Below are 16,200 nucleotides of genomic sequence, written 5' to 3'. Positions count from 1 at the left end.
TTAAAGAAAGTGCACCGTCAAACGCGCGGGCGTTTGCGATACAGCCATAACCCTGGCACGGATAGTCCGATGGAGAGCGCGCCGACGATCGATGAGGCTTTCAGGAAATTGGTCAGCAGGGTGATCATCAGCGCTTCGCTGTAGCCAAAATGACCGATTTTTACCGCCGAGATCATGGCGGTGTAGGCGGAGATCCCAGGGAACATCGGGATCACTGCCGCAACGGTAAAGACTTTCGGATGTGCCAGATACCAACGCGACCACTGGATCCCAATGCAGCCGACCAGCAACGATGCCATAAAGGTCGACCATTCGATATTAAACCCTGCGCTCATCATTACCATTCGCGAACCGTGGCCGAGCGCGCCGAGTAACGCACACCAGGGGAGCGCCCGATGAGGGACATTAAATACCATGGCAAAGCCTACCGCCGGGATCGCCGACAGGATCATGTCCTGCATTAACGCCAATATGAAATCGATCACGCCCATCCGCGCAGCCCCCATAAGGTCATCGACATGACTACGCCAATGCAGGTCGCCAGTGTAAGCAAACTGGCAATCGCCCAGCGGGCGAGCCCGGTATTAATGTGTCCCTTAAACATATCCGCGACGGAGTTGATCAGCGGAAAGCCCGGAACCAGCAGCAGCACGCTGGCGGCCATGGCGATGGTCGGGGTGTGGTTAAACGTCGGTAGCGTCAGCAGCAGACCAGAAATCGTTGTCGCCACAAACGCGGTGATGCAAAAGTTAATTTGCGGGTGCAAATGCCGGGACGCCAGAATCTGGCGGATATACATTGCCACCATGCTGGCGAAAAAGGTGATCACCGCACCATCCCATCCGCCGTTATTGAGCTTACAAAAGCAGGCGCAGGACAAGCCGACCATGAAGGCGACCAGCCATCTTGGATAGCGTAGCGGCTTAATCTGGCTAAAGCGTTTCTCTACCCCTTTAATATCCAGCAGTTTATGTTCCGCCAAAATGACAATGTGCTGCACTTCCGTCACGACGTGCATATTAATGCCGCGATCCTGATTTTTTCGCGTTGATGTCAGGCATTGCCCGTCTTTAATAGTGGTCAGGACGATAGCGTTAGAGGAGATGGCGCTTTCTACGCTATCCATGCCAAGTGCCAGCCCGAGGCGGGTGGATAACTCGTCAACCAGAGCGCTTTCTGCCCCATGCTGAAGTAAAAAAAGTCCGCATTGAATACATAACCGTGTAACCGTTCGCTGTGACGACTGCTCTGTTTGCATGGCTCGCTCTGACTGAAAAGGATCTCTTTGAGTGACGAATGTCTTCTTTTTATCATGAAGCGTGAGCCCGCTGGCTCTGGCTAAGATCAATCTTTGTGTCGAAAAAAGACACAGGTGATACGGTTGTGGCATCTTAACGCTCCCGTTCGCTAAGTTACGAGGGGGGAGACATGATTGAAATGTAGCGTTATTTTCCCGGATGGCAAATACGTAAGCCATGCTAACGATCTATTGTAGTTATTATAATTGTACAGATAATGTATTTATACGTAATTGTGCAATAATAGCTTAGAATTTGGCACTATTTGGATGGTGCCGTCAATACTTTTTGAAATAAATACCAAGGATAACAATTCACCCCGCTTATTGTTCGGAGTATTTTCCTGTGAGTTAAGATTATTAATCCACCCGGGAGAATTTAATTAAGTACGATTGCGGACTGGTGAGTGTGGAGGGGATATGTTGCCAGGACGCTGCAAAAACGCAATTATTATTAGTAAATCACCGATTATACAAACTGGGCTTAAAGGTATAATGCAGGGAAAGTTCTCCGATTACGAACTTACCTACTGTCGTTCTGTTGAAGAACTGACGTTATTACAGCTACGGTGTGCTGATTTGGTAATTGCTGATTTAACCGGAGACTGCAATCATCCACGTGCAGTTTGCGAACAATATTATTCTTTATTATCTCAATACCGTGATATTCACTGGGTATTTCTCGTATCTCGTATCTTTTATCCTCTGGCGGTTGAACTACTGATGTGTCCTGTCAGCTCGCTGCTCTCTGACGCCGAGCCGATTGAAAGTTTAGTGAATGTCATTCACGCGGGAAATACACGAGCAGAGAGGATAAGCAAGGCGCTGCTCTCTCCGCCTGCTATGCCGCAATTGTTAGACCATAGCGCACGATCTATCGTTCTCACTCTCTCTGAAAGAAAAGTATTGCGCCTCCTTGGGAAAGGATGGGGGATTAACCAGATTGCGGCGTTGCTGAAAAAAAGCAATAAAACAATCAGTGCCCAAAAGAATAGCGCTATGCGTCGCTTGTCGATAAATAGCAATGCAGAAATGTATGCCTGGATAAATAGTTCTCAAGGATCGCGAGAACTTAATTTACCTTCAGTTTATGGAGAAACCACGGAATGGAAAGCAGAATCATCAAAAGAAACGTTGCACTGGTAGAAAAGTGCACGATGAGCAGCGTGGGTATTAAGAGTTTATTTAATACCATGCCGGATGACCAATATAAACTTCATCTCTTTTCAAACCAGCCCGCTTTTAGCCAGGCAATGTTAAAGATGTCGTTTTCGGCAGTTATTTTTTCCCTCTCTGCAATCAGAACCGATCGAAGAGCAGGGTTGACCTATTTAACGGAGCTGGCGATAAATTATCCGCGGATTCGCCGTGTGGTGATTGCCGATGATGACGCTGAAGCGCGTTTAATTGGTTCCCTGTCCCCCTTGCCGTTAGATGGCGTTGTGAGTAAAGCTTCTTCGTTAACGGTGTTGCAGGACGCGTTATTTACGGCGTTAAGCAGCCCTGGCCGGGGAACCGAAGGCACGAAAAACCATTGGTATATTAATCAAAGCCGTATGCTCAGCCCGACAGAACGAGAAATACTGCGCTTTATGTCGAATGGTTATTCGATGCCACAGATTGCTGTTCAGCTTGAACGGAACATCAAAACCATTCGGGCACACAAATTCAATGTGATGTCCAAACTGGGGGTCAGCTCGGATGCCGGGTTACTGGATGCCGCCGACATCCTGCTGTATCTGCGTGCTGGCGAGCCAGCGCCTTTTATGCAGGCGGTTTCGTGACGGGCAACGTTGACGTGTTTCTTGCCGGGCTTGGTCGCCGGTTTAGTGCGTGGAACATTACTGACACACGTCAACCCAGGTGGCAGAAGTCAGTTCAGCCATCCTTTCAGGCGTGATGCGAACTGCGCTGTGGATGGCACCTGCGGCAGGCAGCACTTCAGCGTAGTGTTTCAGAGAAACATCACAGTACACTGATATCGGTGTTTCTAATCCGAAGGGGCAAACGCCGCCAACGGGGTGCCCCGTCGCGTTCACGACCTCATCACTACTTAACATTCGGGCTTTGGCGCCGAACGTACTCTTTAGCTTTTTATTATCCAGTCGGGCATCGCCTTTTGCCACGACCAGGATGATATCGTTCTTCACCTTTAGTGAAAGTGTTTTAGCTATTTGGCCAGGTTCAACGTTATGGGCTTTTGCTGCCAGATCAACGGTTGCTGTGCTCTGGTTTAATTCGATGATCTCGATATCTGGTGCATGTTGCGCCAGGAATTGGCGTACTGATTGCAAACTCATTCTTCTCTCCCTATCGCTTACAGATAGCCCTGCACAGCAGAAAACTGCAGGATGTAATTTGTCATAGGGGCAACCACACTGTAAATATTTTATTGTAACAACATAGCAACATTAGCAGTTTTTCGATCGTCTTCACAATCAAAGAAACCGGTTACAGTAACCGGTTGCAGAATGCTGAAATGACGATTAATACTGAAGTTGTCACTTCCTCTGTATCACATAATAAGAGCCATCTATGAAACTTAACTCGAAAAGCGGTAGCGCTGGTGTTCCTCCCGGCACGGTTGCGAAAAGTGGTAATGGGCTTTACGTGGTGGCGGTGTTGATGCCAGCACGGTTGCAGGGTTTTGCACAACGGGAGAACGGCTATGTCTACTAACCATGCTGTGTTTAACGTGATTTTCCGCTTTGTTGAAAATTACGTCAGCCCTGTTGCCGGGCGCATCTCTTCGCAACGACATGTAATGGCCATTCGCGACGGTTTTATTTCGGCGATGCCTTTTATGATTGTAGGCTCTTTTCTGCTGGTTTTTGCCTATCCGCCGTTTTCTCCGGATACCACCTGGGGATTCGCCCGCGCGTGGCTGGATCTGGCAAAACAGTTTGAAGGCCAAATCCTCACACCGTTTGATATGACGATGGGGATTATGTCGGTCTACATATGTGCGGCTATTGCTTATAACCTGGGCAAGCACTATGTGAAGTCGCATCAGTTAGATCCGTTTATGTGTGCGATGCTATCAATCATGGCTTTTTTGCTGATTGCCGCGCCAAAAACCAAAGGCACAATGCCGGTTGATAGCCTGGGAGGAACGGGGATTTTCACCGCCATCCTGGTGGCCATTTACTGTGTTGAAATGATGCGCTTCCTGAAGGCGCACAACATCGGCATCCGTTTACCCGATCAGGTGCCGCCGATGATCAAAAACTCTTTCGATCTGCTGATCCCGGTGCTGGTGGTAGTACTGACGCTGTACCCGCTGAGTCTGGTGATACAGTCGCAGTTTGACATGCTGATCCCTCAGGCCATTATGGCCATCTTTAAACCACTGGTGTCGGCTGCAGATTCTCTCCCGGCGATACTTCTGGCGGTATTGATTGGACATCTATTGTGGTTTGCGGGTATTCACGGCGCGGCAATTGTGTCGGGAATGCTGCAAATGTTCTGGCTAACTAATCTTGGGATGAACCAGTCGGCGCTGGCGCAGGGCGCGCCGTTACCGCATATCTTTATGGAAGCGTTCTGGACGTTCTTTATTGTGGTCGGAGGGTCAGGTGCAACGATGGGGTTGGTGATTTGCTATCTGCGTAGTCGTTCGGCTCATCTACGCTCGATTGGGCGTCTGAGCGTAGTCCCCAGCATTTTTAATATTAACGAACCGGTGATTTTTGGTACGCCGATTGTCATGAACCCGGTGTTTTTTATCCCCTTCCTGCTGGCCCCAATGGTGAATGCGGTACTGGCCTGGGCGGCGATGAAACTGGATTTAATTGGGCGGGTCATTTCAGTGGTTCCCTGGACAGCACCGGCACCGGTTGGCGCGGCATGGGCATTAGGCTGGGATTATCGTGCGGCTATTCTGGTGGTGCTGTTGGCGCTGGTGTCGGCCGTTATCTACTTCCCATTCTTTAAGGTCTACGAAAAGCAGCTATTGGCGCAGGAAAAAGAAGAAGCGCAGCGTATGGAAGAGGAAAACCAGCAGGTTGCATAAATATCTGGCGAGGGGCTACGGCTCCTCGCTTACTTCAGCGTGCAGTCTCCGCATTGCTGAACGTCAGGCAGGCGATAGCGTTGGCAGCAGGTTCTGCGTACTAACAGCCCCTCGCGCGGAACAACGGTTCGCCACAGAGGGTTATCCTGACCGCAGGAGAGTTGTTTCTCAAAAAAGCAGGTCTGGCGCAGCGTGGTCAGCAGTTCCTCACCTAGCAACGGCTTCATTTCCGTTAAATACCAGTGAATTAAATATCCGGTGTTGCTCCAGATAAGCTTCGCGTTGATCTCGCCCGTCGCTTCCAGCGCCTGCACAACCGGCGTCAGCGCTGAGAGAATCAGCGTTTCCATGCGTTGTTGAGGGGACAGAGCTGTTGCCTGGTGATCCTGATGGACGTCGATCCAGAAGCAGGCCGCACGGCCCGTTTCGTGAAACTCTACGCGCATATGTTCAGGAGAGACGTCGATAGCCTCTTTTTGCGTCAGTAGGGCCACCATTAACGGAGGCATCATCAGGCCGATATACCATTGCGCCCAAAGAGAAATCAGGGGCTTATTTTCGCGGGGTAGCGTGGGTTGGTTGCGATAGATATGGTCTGAATAAACGGCCAGCAGCGAGCTAAGCGTCGCCGGTTGCGTCCATTCATGCAGCGTCATTGCACCTGGTACAGGCGTTTCGTCAAGACGAATGAAGTCCAGCAGGTGCTCGCGAGTTTTGGCTATCGTTGCGCGTACGGCAGCAGCCAGCGAGGGCATCTCTGAGGGGAGATGGCTACGCCAGATGACATCTTCAACGATCGGTGCGGAACGATAAGCCATGTCGATATAAGGATGTTAATCTTAATGATAATGATTGCTAATCCTATAATTGACATTGAGCGATGGCAAGATCTTTGTCGCCATCCCGAGCGGCAGCGCACAGAAAGCTCAGGTAGAGGGGCAGTTTACCCGCAGCTCATCGCTGACCAGGGTATTGTTACGCCCAAGATTCTTGGCCTCGTAAAGGGCTTTATCCGCTTTGGCGATAGCAGCATCAATATCCTGTTCTACCAGAGGTGCAATGCCGATACTGACGGTTACGTTGGTTGCCACGCTCTCATTAAACATGTGAGGGATTTTAAGGTCGTACACTTTCTGGCGGATACGTTCGGCGGCAGCCTGGGCCTGCTGTGGATCGACCGCAGTCAGCAAAATCATAAATTCTTCACCGCCAAAACGCGCCACCACGTCCCGGGAGCGTACGGAGTCTCGGATGGCGGCAGAAACACGGATCAACGCCTGGTCGCCCATCATATGTCCGTAATGATCGTTATAGGATTTGAAATGGTCGATATCCAGCAGCAGAACGAAGTGCCTCGAATTACTCAGAGCCAACAGCGTATCGAGCCGGTGTTGCAGCCCCCGGCGATTATACAAACCGGTTAGCGGGTCGAGCATGCTGAGCCCGTTCAGGGTTTCCCTTTCCTCCAGCAGTTTGTACATCAGTTGCTGAGCGAATCCATCGTAGCGCTTTTGTATCACATGCTGGATGGCGATACCGGCCATAGGCAGCGCCATAAAATAGAAAATCCGCAAACCATGTTCGCTGCCGTTAAGCCATAAACAAACGGCGACGGAGGGGAGTGAGTGGAGCGTAAACGCGATGATATTATTGGCAAAAGCGATAGAGCCAATAAACAGTACGCTGAGCAGCGCTATTAACAGGAAATAATAATCATTCTGACCTAGAGCGTTATATTTCAAGAATATATGTAACGCCCATAACAAGCCAAAAACGATTGAAATAAAAGGGAGATTAATTCTTTTATCCGCGTATTTCCCATGCCATACCAGCAGCAGTGTACTCATCACCAGCATCAGCAACGCCGGTACTGATAAGGCTTTGACCGCAAACAGTGGGAAAAAAAGCGTAAACAGCGCGGAGACTGCGTTGAGCAGTAGAAACAGTCGTAAAGAGAGTTGGTATTTTTTTGTGCGCAGAGTTCGCCAGGATTGTACTGTCATAGGTAAATATTGTTAGTTATCTGCAATGTACGAAGGTGTGTTGGTAAATAAAACAAATAACGAACGGGGTATCATTCGCAGAGGTTTTTATTGTTTTTAGTTGAAGAGCTAACCGCTGAGCAATTTATCACCTTGGATTATTCATGTCATCAATCGTTAAGTAAAACTCATATAATTGATAGTGCTTCACGGCTGACAAATGAGAAATTTTATCATATGATATTGGTTATCATTATCAATGTCATAGGTGAAATCATGTTGCAACGTACGCTGGGCAGTGGATGGGGTGTTCTGCTGCCGGGAATGCTGATTGCCGGGATGGCATATAGCGACCTGTCGGTCTACGTATGGAAGGTGATGATTGTATTAGGATTACTGCTGACTTCGCTCATGCTGTACCACAAACGTTTACGGCACTTTGTTTTGTTACCTTCATGCGCGGCACTGATTGGTGGCATTGTTTTGGTAATGATGAACTGGAATCAGGGATGAACAAAACAGAGAAGGAAATCGAGAGGGAAATAAGATAATTGGTGCGAGGGGGGGGACTCGAACCCCCACATCCTAAGGACACTAACACCTGAAGCTAGCGCGTCTACCAATTCCGCCACCTTCGCACAGTCATCTTATTTTTTTGATATCGCCTCGTTGGTGCGAGGGGGGGGACTCGAACCCCCACATCCTAAGGACACTAACACCTGAAGCTAGCGCGTCTACCAATTCCGCCACCTTCGCCCAGTGCGAGCAATATCAACGTGGATTATGGTGCGAGGGGGGGGACTTGAACCCCCACGTCCGAAAGGACACTAACACCTGAAGCTAGCGCGTCTACCAATTCCGCCACCTTCGCATACCATCGACACTCAAAAAGTATCGTTACCACGGGGGCGAATTCTAGAGATTTTATGCAGGGCGTCAACAGTTAATTTTCGAACTTAACGTGATTGCCGAAAAAAAAGGCGTTTCTTCGGTTTTTGGCGTTTTATGTAGGCCGGATAAGCGATAGCGCCATCCGGCGTTGCTCGGTGTCACGCCGGATGGCGGCGTAAACGCCTTATCTGGCCTGGAGCAGTTAGGCTTTTTTCGCCTGGCGCGTCATCACGGTGCGATAGACCTTGAAACGTCCGGTCTGCGCGATAACTTCATGGAAGCCAAACACTTCATCCAGAACCTTCGGATAAGGCAGGAAGGCGTTTGCCACGATACGCAGTTCACCACCGCTGTTGAGATGACGCACTGCGCCACGAATCAGCGTTTGTGCGGCATCAAGGCTGGTCTGCATTCCGTCGTGGAACGGCGGGTTGGAGATGATCATATCAAATCGACCCGTCACGTCAGAAAAGACGTTACTGGCGATGACGTCACCTTCAATGCCGTTAGCTGCAAGCGTTGCGCGGCTGGCTTCAACGGCGGCTGCGCTAACATCGCACAGGGTTAAGCGCACTTTCGGCGAGTGGCTGGCTAAGGCGACGGAGAGAACGCCTGCGCCACAGCCGACATCCAGCACTTTGCCTTTGGTGTGCGGCGTCAGCGTGGAGAGCAGCAGTTGGCTGCCAACATCCAGACCGTCACGGCTGAAGACGCCCGGCAGCGTTTTGATGGTCAGATTTTCTGTCTGGTATTCATCCCAGTATTTTTCTGCATCAAAGACCGGCTGTTTTTCCAGACGACCGTGGTACAGGCCACAGCGACGTGCGCTGTCGACTTTGTTTAACGGTGCGTATTCGGCCAGCATCTGCTCTGCGCTACGTACACCGCTGCGATTCTCACCGACAACAAAAATATCGGTGCCCACCGGTAACAGCGACAGAATGTTCATCAACTGGAACTGGGCTTCCGGCTTATTCTTCGGCCAGTAGTAGATCAGCGTATCGCTATCGGCAACGTCATCGGCCTGCGCGACGAGGTTGAAGCGGACGTTGTCGCCCATCTGGCGGTTAAGCACCTGCCAGTGGTGAAGTTGCTGGGTGTGCGCACGGCTTGCGGCGCTTTCAAAATGGGCAGGCAGGTCATCCTGCAAATCACCGGCAAACAGAATACGGCTTTGTTCGAAATCATCACTGTGGCGCAGCAAGACTTCACTTGCCGGGGTAAAAGCAGACATGGAATGCTCCTTAAATTGTACAGCGGGGGATTATAGTTGTTTGATGGCACGGATTCGACAAATTTGCTATATTTGCGCCCCTGATAGACAGGAGTGTTTCGCTATGACATCCCGACGAGACTGGCAGTTACAGCAACTGGGCATTACGCAGTGGTCGTTGCGTCGTCCTGGCGCACTGCAGGGCGAGATCGCGATTTCCATTCCTGCGCATGTCCGTTTGGTGATGGTTGCTGCACAGTTACCCGCGCTAACCGAACCGTTGATCAGCGATATTTTACGTGCATTAACCGTTAGCCCGGATCAGGTTTTACAACTGACGCCTGACCGTGTCGCCATGCTGCCGCAAGGCAGTCGCTGTAATAGCTGGCGGCTGGGAACCGAAGAGCCGCTGCTGCTGGAGGGCGCTCAGGTCGAGAGTCCTGCGTTTAATGAATTACGGGAAAACCCAGCGGCACGCGCCGCGTTATGGCAACAAATCTGCGCATATGAACACGATTTCTTCCCTCGAGCCGACTGATTTACCCGCAGCATTTCAGATTGAAAAACGCGCCCACGCTTTTCCGTGGAGTGAAAAAACATTTGCCAGCAACCAGGGCGATCGCTACCTCAATTTTCAGTTGAGGGTTGACGACGTGATGGCCGCCTTTGCAATTACGCAGGTCGTACTGGATGAAGCGACGTTGTTCAATATCGCCGTCGATCCTGACTTTCAGCGCCGGGGCCTGGGGCGTGAGCTGCTGGAGCACCTGATCGATGAGCTGGAAAAGCGTGGCATTTTGACCCTGTGGCTTGAAGTGCGCGCCTCGAATGCGGCCGCTATCGCGCTGTACGAAAGCTTAGGCTTTAACGAGGCGACGATCCGTCGCAACTACTATCCAACGGCCGATGGTCACGAAGACGCCATCATCATGGCGTTGCCAATCAGCATGTAAGACAAGGTGTAATGATGAAGAAGTGGGACTGGATTTTCTTTGATGCCGACGAAACGCTGTTTACGTTTGACTCGTTTACCGGCTTACAGCGGATGTTTCTCGACTATAGCATTACCTTTACCGCTGAAGATTTTCAGGACTACCAGGCCGTGAATAAACCGCTGTGGGTGGATTACCAAAACGGCGCGATTACCTCATTACAACTGCAGCATGCCCGTTTTCAGAGCTGGGCCGAACGCCTGAAGGTTGAACCGGGCCAGCTTAATGACGCATTCATCAATGCGATGGCGGAGATCTGCTCACCGTTGCCGGGGGCGGTTTCTCTGCTCAATGCGATTCGTGATAAAACGAAAATAGGCATCATTACTAACGGCTTTACCGCGTTGCAGCAAATCCGCCTTGAGCGGACGGGGCTGCGCGACTATTTCGACCTGCTGGTGATTTCTGAGCAGGTTGGGGTGGCAAAACCCGACCCCCGTATTTTTGACCATGCGCTGGAGCAGGCGGGTAATCCTGACCGTTCTCGCGTGCTGATGGTGGGTGACACCGCAGAGTCCGATATTCTTGGCGGCATTAACGCCGGGCTATCCACCTGCTGGCTAAATACGCACCACCGCGAGCAGCCAGCGGGCATTCAGCCGACCTGGACCGTAGCGTCATTAAGCGAACTGGAGCAGCTCCTGTGTAAACACTGATTGCCTCCCCCCCGTTGATGGGTAAAATAGCCGCAATTTTTCGTATTCAACTTGCCCGGCCCGTTGCCGTGCTTACCTAAGAAGATTTGACTATGACGTTGTCTCCTTATTTGCAAGAGGTGGCCAAACGCCGCACTTTTGCCATTATTTCTCACCCGGATGCCGGTAAAACGACAATTACTGAAAAGGTACTGTTATTCGGACAGGCCATTCAGACCGCCGGTACGGTAAAAGGCCGTGGCTCCAGCCAGCATGCAAAATCTGACTGGATGGAAATGGAAAAGCAGCGTGGTATCTCCATTACCACCTCTGTGATGCAGTTTCCGTATCATGACTGCCTGGTGAACCTGCTGGACACCCCGGGGCACGAAGACTTCTCCGAAGATACCTATCGTACTCTGACGGCGGTGGACTGCTGCCTGATGGTTATCGATGCCGCAAAAGGCGTCGAGGATCGTACCCGTAAGCTGATGGAAGTTACCCGTCTGCGCGATACGCCGATCCTGACCTTTATGAACAAACTCGACCGTGACATCCGCGATCCGATGGAGCTGCTGGATGAAGTCGAGAACGAACTGAAAATCGGCTGTGCGCCAATCACCTGGCCGATTGGCTGCGGTAAGTTGTTCAAAGGTGTCTATCACCTTTATAAAGATGAAACTTACCTGTATCAGACCGGTAAAGGCCACACCATTCAGGAAGTGCGTGTTGTTAAAGGTCTGAACAACCCGGAACTTGATGCTGCCGTGGGTGAAGACCTGGCGCAGCAGCTGCGTGACGAGCTGGAGCTGGTGCAGGGCGCGTCCAATGAGTTCGACCATGAGCTGTTCCTCGCGGGCGAAATCACCCCGGTCTTCTTCGGTACCGCGCTGGGTAACTTCGGCGTTGACCATATGCTGGACGGCTTAGTGGAGTGGGCGCCTGCGCCGATGCCGCGTAAAACCGACACCCGCGTCGTCGAAGCCTCAGAAGAGAAGTTCACCGGTTTCGTGTTTAAAATTCAGGCCAACATGGACCCGAAACACCGTGACCGCGTGGCGTTCATGCGTGTGGTATCCGGCAAGTATGAGAAAGGCATGAAAATGCGCCAGGTGCGCATTGGTAAAGACGTGGTGATCTCCGACGCACTCACCTTTATGGCCGGTGACCGTTCTCATGTGGAAGAAGCGTATCCGGGCGATATTCTCGGTCTGCATAACCACGGCACTATCCAGATCGGTGATACCTTTACCCAGGGCGAAATGATGAAGTTCACCGGTATTCCGAACTTCGCACCGGAGCTGTTCCGTCGTATTCGCCTGAAGGATCCATTGAAGCAGAAACAGCTGCTGAAAGGACTGGTTCAACTGTCAGAAGAGGGCGCTGTGCAGGTATTCCGTCCGATCGCCAATAACGATTTGATCGTGGGCGCGGTGGGTGTGCTGCAGTTTGACGTGGTGGTTTCACGTCTGAAGAGCGAGTACAACGTTGAAGCGATTTATGAATCTGTCAACGTGGCGACTGCGCGCTGGGTAGAATGTTCTGACGTGAAGAAATTCGAAGAATTTAAGCGTAAGAACGAAATTCAGCTGGCGCTGGATGGCGGCGATAACCTCACCTATATCGCACCAACCATGGTTAACCTGAATCTCACCCAGGAACGTTACCCGGACGTTCAGTTCCGTAAAACACGCGAACACTAATCGACCTTCCAGGGCACGGTATCCGCCGTGTCCTGCAACTTTTCCTGTCTTTTAAATCCCTTGCGGAATGTTCTTAAAACCTCGCGTTTTTCTTTTGTTTGCCTGTTTTTTAATCAATTCTGACTGCGATCACGAAATCGTGAACTATATTTAACAATGTGATGACATAAATATCGGCGTTAAATGCTTTTTAGGCTGCCTGTTGCAGCGTCTATTGCTGATATTTATTCCACTTACAAGATTAGTTGCTGGTTCAGGCCGTGTAACGGCAGAGCATAGCTTTTAGCAAAACATACAGGAATACATCGATGACAATGACAGGACTTAAGATTTCTAAAACGCTGCTGGCCGTGATGCTGACCTCCGCTGTTGCAACGGGTTCTGCTTATGCAGAAAACGCCACGATGGATAAAGCGCAATCCGGCGTCGAAAGTGCGGGGCAGAAAGTCGATAGCTCTATGAACAAAGTCGGTAATTTCATGGATGACAGCACCATCACCGCGAAAGTAAAAGCCGCGCTGGTGGACCACGAAAGCATTAAGAGCACCGATATTTCCGTCAAAACAGATCAAAAGGTGGTGACACTAAGCGGGTTTGTTGAAAGCCAGGCACAGGCCGAAGAAGCGGTGAAAGTGGCGAAAGGCGTTGAGGGTGTGACCTCCGTTAGCGACAAACTGCACGTGCGTGATAGTAAAGAAACCTCCGTTAAAGGCTATGCGGGCGATACGGCAATCACCAGTGAGGTAAAAGCCAAGCTGCTGGCCGATGATATCGTCCCTTCCCGGAAGGTGAAAGTTGAGACCACCGAGGGCGTAGTGCAACTTTCAGGCACCGTCGATTCACAGGCTCAAAGCGATCGTGCTGAGAGCATCGCCAAAGCGATTGATGGCGTGAAAAGCGTCAAAAACGATCTCAAAACTCAGTAATTAGACTTAATTCGTCCTCCTGACGTTTGTCGGGAGGCGTGTTGTGCACCACACTGAAAATATCGCCGATGGGCAGCCTGAGCGCTCATATCAAGCGGTGAAATTAACTATGGTAAAGGAGAAGCATATGTTTCGATGGGGCATCATATTTCTGGTTATCGCGTTAATTGCCGCCGCACTCGGTTTTGGTGGACTGGCGGGTACTGCAGCCGGCGCAGCGAAAATTGTGTTTGTGGTGGGGATCATTCTGTTTTTGGTCAGCCTGTTTACCGGGCGTAAACGACCCTAGCCCATAGCCGTAAAGAAAAATTGCTACTAAGCCAGTCCATTGGACTGGCTTTTACGGTTTTAGCGTCAGGCAATTTGCGTTACTTTGTTGCTCTATTACAAAAACAACAGGAAGGCAGAGGTGGGGCAGAGAATACCCGTCACGCTCGGTAATATTGCGCCGTTATCGTTACGTCCGTTTCAACCAGGCAATATGGCGCTGGTGTGCGAGGGTGGGGGACAAAGAGGTATCTTTACCGCTGGCGTACTGGATGAATTCATGCGCGCGCAGTTTAATCCTTTTGAGCTCTTCTACGGGACGTCCGCTGGCGCGCAAAACCTTTCAGCCTATCTCTGTAACCAGCCCGGTTACGGCCGCAAAGTTATTATGCGATACACTACCCGACGCGAATTTTTTGACCCGGTGCGCTTTGTGCGCGGGGGAAACTTAATCGATCTCGACTGGCTGGTGGATTCGACTGCGTCCCAGATGCCGCTGGCAATGGATAACGCCGAGCGTCTGTTTGCCGCAGGGAAAGCGTTTTATATGTGCGCCTGTCGGGGCGATGATTACACGCCCGGCTATTTTTCGCCGAACCGGCAAAACTGGCTCGACCTCATTCGAGCCTCCAGCGCGATTCCTGGGTTCTACCGCACAGGGGTTGTATTGGACGGTGTGAACTATCTGGATGGAGGAGTTAGTGATGCCATACCTGTGCAGGAGGCAGCGAAGCAGGGGGCAAAAACGTTGGTAGTGATTCGCACTGTGCCTTCGCAAATGTACTACACCCCGCAGTGGTTCAAACGTATGGAGCGCTGGTTGGGTGAAAGTAGCCTGCAACCGTTTCTGAATCTGGTGCAGCATCATGAGACCAGCTATCGTGCTATCCAGAGCTTTATTGAGAAGCCGCCGGGCAAGCTGCGTATTTTTGAGATCTATCCGCCAAAACCACTCCATAGCATGGCGTTGGGCAGCCGTATTCCGGCACTGCGGGAAGATTACAAAACCGGACGCCTGTGCGGTCGTTACTTTCTGGCGACAGTTGGCAAACTGTTGGCGAAAAATGCGCCGCTGCCTCGTCAGACGCCGAAGATTGTAGTGCCGGGACCGGTGGTAGTTCCTCCCGCGCCGGTGGCCAACGATGCCCATGTGCCAGTGGTGACCAATGCGCCTCAGGCGAACGACACGACGTTTGATAATGAGGATTTGGCGTGAGTTATCGTTTTATCGATACGCATTGTCACTTTGATTTCCCGCCGTTTACCGGAGATGAATCTGCCAGCATTCAGCGCGCGGTGGAGGTTGGTGTACAGAGCATTATCGTTCCGGCCACCCAGGCGGCGAATTTTCCCCGCGTACTGGCGTTAGCGGAAAATTATCCTCCATTGTTTGCCGCGCTTGGTCTGCATCCCATTGTTATCGAACAACATAGCGATGACAGCCTGGACCAGTTGCGACAGGAGCTGGATAAGCGCCCACAAAAGCTGGTGGCGCTAGGCGAGATTGGATTGGATCTGTATCGGGACGATCCGCAATTCGATAAGCAAGAGCGGGTGCTGGAAGCGCAGCTAAAGCTGGCGAAGCGGTATGAATTGCCGGTGATCCTGCATTCGCGGCGTACCCATGACAAGCTGGCGATGCACCTGAAACGTCATACTTTGCCACGAACTGGCGTGGTGCATGGTTTTTCCGGGAGCGTGCAGCAGGCAGAGCGCTTTGTGCAACTGGGATACAAAATTGGCGTGGGAGGCACTATTACCTATCCGCGCGCCAGTAAAACCCGCGAGGTAATAGCGCAACTGCCGCTGGAATCGCTGTTGCTGGAAACCGACGCGCCGGATATGCCGCTCAACGGCTTTCAGGGGCAGCCCAATCGCCCGGAGCAGGTAGTCAGAGTCTTTGACGTCTTATGCGAACTGCGCCCGGAACCTGCGGACGTGATCGCTGACGCGCTGTATCGTAATGCCACGGCGTTGTTTAACATGTGATTGGATGGCGTACCCAGCCAACAAAAGTGTCCGCTTCGTAGGCCTGATAAGCAAAGCGCATCAGGCATATTTTTGCCGGATGGCGGCTGCGCCTTATCCGGCCTACAAAAGTATGCGCTCCGTAGGCCTGATAAGCGAAGCGCATCAGGCATAACTTCGTCGGATGGCAGCTGCGCCTTATCCGGCCTACAAAAGTGTGCGCTTCGTAGGCCTGATAAGCAAAGCGCCATCGGGCAAAGGTGTTGCCGGATGGCAGCGTAAACGCCTTATCCGGCCTTGTATTATCCTCTCTG

Annotated in this window: 20 protein-coding genes and 3 tRNA genes; 13 read left to right on the top strand and 10 right to left on the bottom strand. The window is 51.3% G+C overall.

The genetic code is table 11. The features are described 5' to 3' along the window. Nucleotides 1-17 precede the first annotated feature (17 nt). Nucleotides 18-491 carry a threonine/serine exporter gene (locus tag OGX83_RS02640; RefSeq protein ID WP_020996241.1) on the bottom strand — a complete coding sequence of 158 codons (474 nt, stop codon included), beginning with the start codon at nt 489-491 and terminating at the stop codon, nt 18-20. Next, nucleotides 482-1,258: a threonine/serine exporter family protein gene (locus OGX83_RS02635; protein ID WP_003830006.1), complete on the bottom strand. Its 777-nt coding sequence runs from the start codon at nt 1,256-1,258 to the stop codon at nt 482-484. Before OGX83_RS02635 ends, OGX83_RS02640 begins: the two co-directional genes overlap by 10 nt. Nucleotides 1,259-1,717: 459 nt before the next feature. Here OGX83_RS02635 and OGX83_RS02630 point away from each other — a divergent pair, with 459 nt between their 5' ends. Both OGX83_RS02630 and bglJ read left to right on the top strand, forming a co-directional pair. Then, complete coding sequence (locus OGX83_RS02630) at nt 1,718-2,443, top strand: helix-turn-helix transcriptional regulator (protein WP_008786119.1); 726 nt, start codon at nt 1,718-1,720, stop codon at nt 2,441-2,443. Beyond that, a complete protein-coding gene (gene bglJ, locus OGX83_RS02625) occupies nt 2,404-3,081 on the top strand; it encodes a DNA-binding transcriptional activator BglJ (RefSeq protein ID WP_008786120.1) in 678 nt (225 codons plus the stop codon). The genes OGX83_RS02630 and bglJ overlap by 40 nt, the downstream gene beginning before the upstream one ends. Before the next feature lie 57 nt (nt 3,082-3,138). Here the strand turns inward: bglJ and OGX83_RS02620 are convergent, their stop codons facing one another. Next, nucleotides 3,139-3,597, bottom strand: coding sequence for a YbaK/EbsC family protein (locus tag OGX83_RS02620; protein ID WP_003830001.1), 459 nt, complete (start codon nt 3,595-3,597; stop codon nt 3,139-3,141). A 235-nt stretch (nt 3,598-3,832) separates the two neighbouring features. On the opposite strand from OGX83_RS02620, the gene OGX83_RS02615 reads away from it, so the two are divergent. Both OGX83_RS02615 and OGX83_RS02610 read left to right on the top strand, forming a co-directional pair. Next, nucleotides 3,833-3,976, top strand: a complete 144-nt coding sequence (locus tag OGX83_RS02615) for a hypothetical protein (RefSeq protein ID WP_020996240.1) — start codon at nt 3,833-3,835, stop codon at nt 3,974-3,976. Further along, nucleotides 3,966-5,309 (top strand): PTS cellobiose transporter subunit IIC, encoded by a 1,344-nt coding sequence (locus OGX83_RS02610; RefSeq protein ID WP_003829998.1) that lies wholly within the window; start codon nt 3,966-3,968, stop codon nt 5,307-5,309. Before OGX83_RS02615 ends, OGX83_RS02610 begins: the two co-directional genes overlap by 11 nt. A 29-nt stretch (nt 5,310-5,338) precedes the next feature. On the opposite strand, the gene fhuF is transcribed toward OGX83_RS02610, so the two are convergent. Both fhuF and OGX83_RS02600 read right to left on the bottom strand, forming a co-directional pair. Further along, complete coding sequence (fhuF, locus tag OGX83_RS02605) at nt 5,339-6,127, bottom strand: siderophore-iron reductase FhuF (RefSeq protein ID WP_032942310.1); 789 nt, start codon at nt 6,125-6,127, stop codon at nt 5,339-5,341. A 108-nt stretch (nt 6,128-6,235) separates the two neighbouring features. Next, the gene (locus OGX83_RS02600) at nt 6,236-7,312 is read right to left on the bottom strand and encodes a GGDEF domain-containing protein (protein WP_003829994.1); all 1,077 of its coding nucleotides are present in this window, start codon (nt 7,310-7,312) and stop codon (nt 6,236-6,238) included. Nucleotides 7,313-7,567: 255 nt separating this feature from the next. Between OGX83_RS02600 and OGX83_RS02595 the strand changes: the two genes are divergently transcribed. Continuing rightward, the gene (locus tag OGX83_RS02595) at nt 7,568-7,804 is read left to right on the top strand and encodes a DUF1435 domain-containing protein (RefSeq protein WP_003019100.1); all 237 of its coding nucleotides are present in this window, start codon (nt 7,568-7,570) and stop codon (nt 7,802-7,804) included. 39 nt (nt 7,805-7,843) lie between these two features. On the opposite strand, the gene OGX83_RS02590 is transcribed toward OGX83_RS02595, so the two are convergent. From OGX83_RS02590 to rsmC, 4 genes are all read right to left on the bottom strand, one after another. Further along, nucleotides 7,844-7,929: transfer RNA gene (locus OGX83_RS02590), tRNA-Leu, on the bottom strand. A gap of 32 nt (nt 7,930-7,961) precedes the next feature. After that, nucleotides 7,962-8,047: transfer RNA gene (locus tag OGX83_RS02585), tRNA-Leu, on the bottom strand. A gap of 28 nt (nt 8,048-8,075) precedes the next feature. Next, nucleotides 8,076-8,162, bottom strand: a tRNA-Leu gene (locus tag OGX83_RS02580). Nucleotides 8,163-8,384: 222 nt separating this feature from the next. After that, nucleotides 8,385-9,416, bottom strand: a complete 1,032-nt coding sequence (gene rsmC / locus OGX83_RS02575; protein WP_286587286.1) for a 16S rRNA (guanine(1207)-N(2))-methyltransferase RsmC — start codon at nt 9,414-9,416, stop codon at nt 8,385-8,387. A gap of 103 nt (nt 9,417-9,519) precedes the next feature. Here rsmC and holD point away from each other — a divergent pair, with 103 nt between their 5' ends. From holD to OGX83_RS02535, 8 genes are all read left to right on the top strand, one after another. Then, nucleotides 9,520-9,933 (top strand): DNA polymerase III subunit psi, encoded by a 414-nt coding sequence (holD, locus tag OGX83_RS02570; RefSeq protein WP_003829988.1) that lies wholly within the window; start codon nt 9,520-9,522, stop codon nt 9,931-9,933. Continuing rightward, nucleotides 9,902-10,348, top strand: a complete 447-nt coding sequence (gene rimI / locus OGX83_RS02565; RefSeq protein WP_003829985.1) for a ribosomal protein S18-alanine N-acetyltransferase — start codon at nt 9,902-9,904, stop codon at nt 10,346-10,348. Before holD ends, rimI begins: the two co-directional genes overlap by 32 nt. 14 nt (nt 10,349-10,362) lie before the next feature. Further along, nucleotides 10,363-11,043: a pyrimidine 5'-nucleotidase gene (gene yjjG / locus OGX83_RS02560; RefSeq protein ID WP_008786125.1), complete on the top strand. Its 681-nt coding sequence runs from the start codon at nt 10,363-10,365 to the stop codon at nt 11,041-11,043. A gap of 92 nt (nt 11,044-11,135) precedes the next feature. After that, nucleotides 11,136-12,725: a peptide chain release factor 3 gene (prfC, locus tag OGX83_RS02555; protein ID WP_003829982.1), complete on the top strand. Its 1,590-nt coding sequence runs from the start codon at nt 11,136-11,138 to the stop codon at nt 12,723-12,725. 308 nt (nt 12,726-13,033) lie between these two features. Further along, a complete protein-coding gene (gene osmY, locus OGX83_RS02550) occupies nt 13,034-13,651 on the top strand; it encodes a molecular chaperone OsmY (protein ID WP_048214994.1) in 618 nt (205 codons plus the stop codon). Between the two features lie 127 nt (nt 13,652-13,778). Continuing rightward, nucleotides 13,779-13,940 (top strand): DUF1328 domain-containing protein, encoded by a 162-nt coding sequence (locus OGX83_RS02545; RefSeq protein ID WP_003019081.1) that lies wholly within the window; start codon nt 13,779-13,781, stop codon nt 13,938-13,940. A 120-nt stretch (nt 13,941-14,060) separates the two neighbouring features. Next, nucleotides 14,061-15,134 carry a patatin-like phospholipase family protein gene (locus OGX83_RS02540; RefSeq protein WP_032942313.1) on the top strand — a complete coding sequence of 358 codons (1,074 nt, stop codon included), beginning with the start codon at nt 14,061-14,063 and terminating at the stop codon, nt 15,132-15,134. After that, nucleotides 15,131-15,907, top strand: coding sequence for a metal-dependent hydrolase (locus tag OGX83_RS02535; RefSeq protein ID WP_032942314.1), 777 nt, complete (start codon nt 15,131-15,133; stop codon nt 15,905-15,907). Before OGX83_RS02540 ends, OGX83_RS02535 begins: the two co-directional genes overlap by 4 nt. Here OGX83_RS02535 and OGX83_RS02530 read toward each other — a convergent pair. Beyond that, the coding region (locus OGX83_RS02530) for a hypothetical protein (protein WP_286587285.1) at nt 15,897-16,200 on the bottom strand (304 nt) is incomplete at its 5' end. The two genes, OGX83_RS02535 and OGX83_RS02530, sit on opposite strands and share 11 nt — an antisense overlap.

The sequence above is a fragment of the Citrobacter sp. Cpo074 genome (genome assembly GCF_030332745.1).
Taxonomy (GTDB): domain Bacteria; phylum Pseudomonadota; class Gammaproteobacteria; order Enterobacterales; family Enterobacteriaceae; genus Citrobacter; species Citrobacter portucalensis.
Note: the sequence above shows the minus strand (reverse complement) of the source record. Positions and strands in the feature narration are given on the sequence as shown.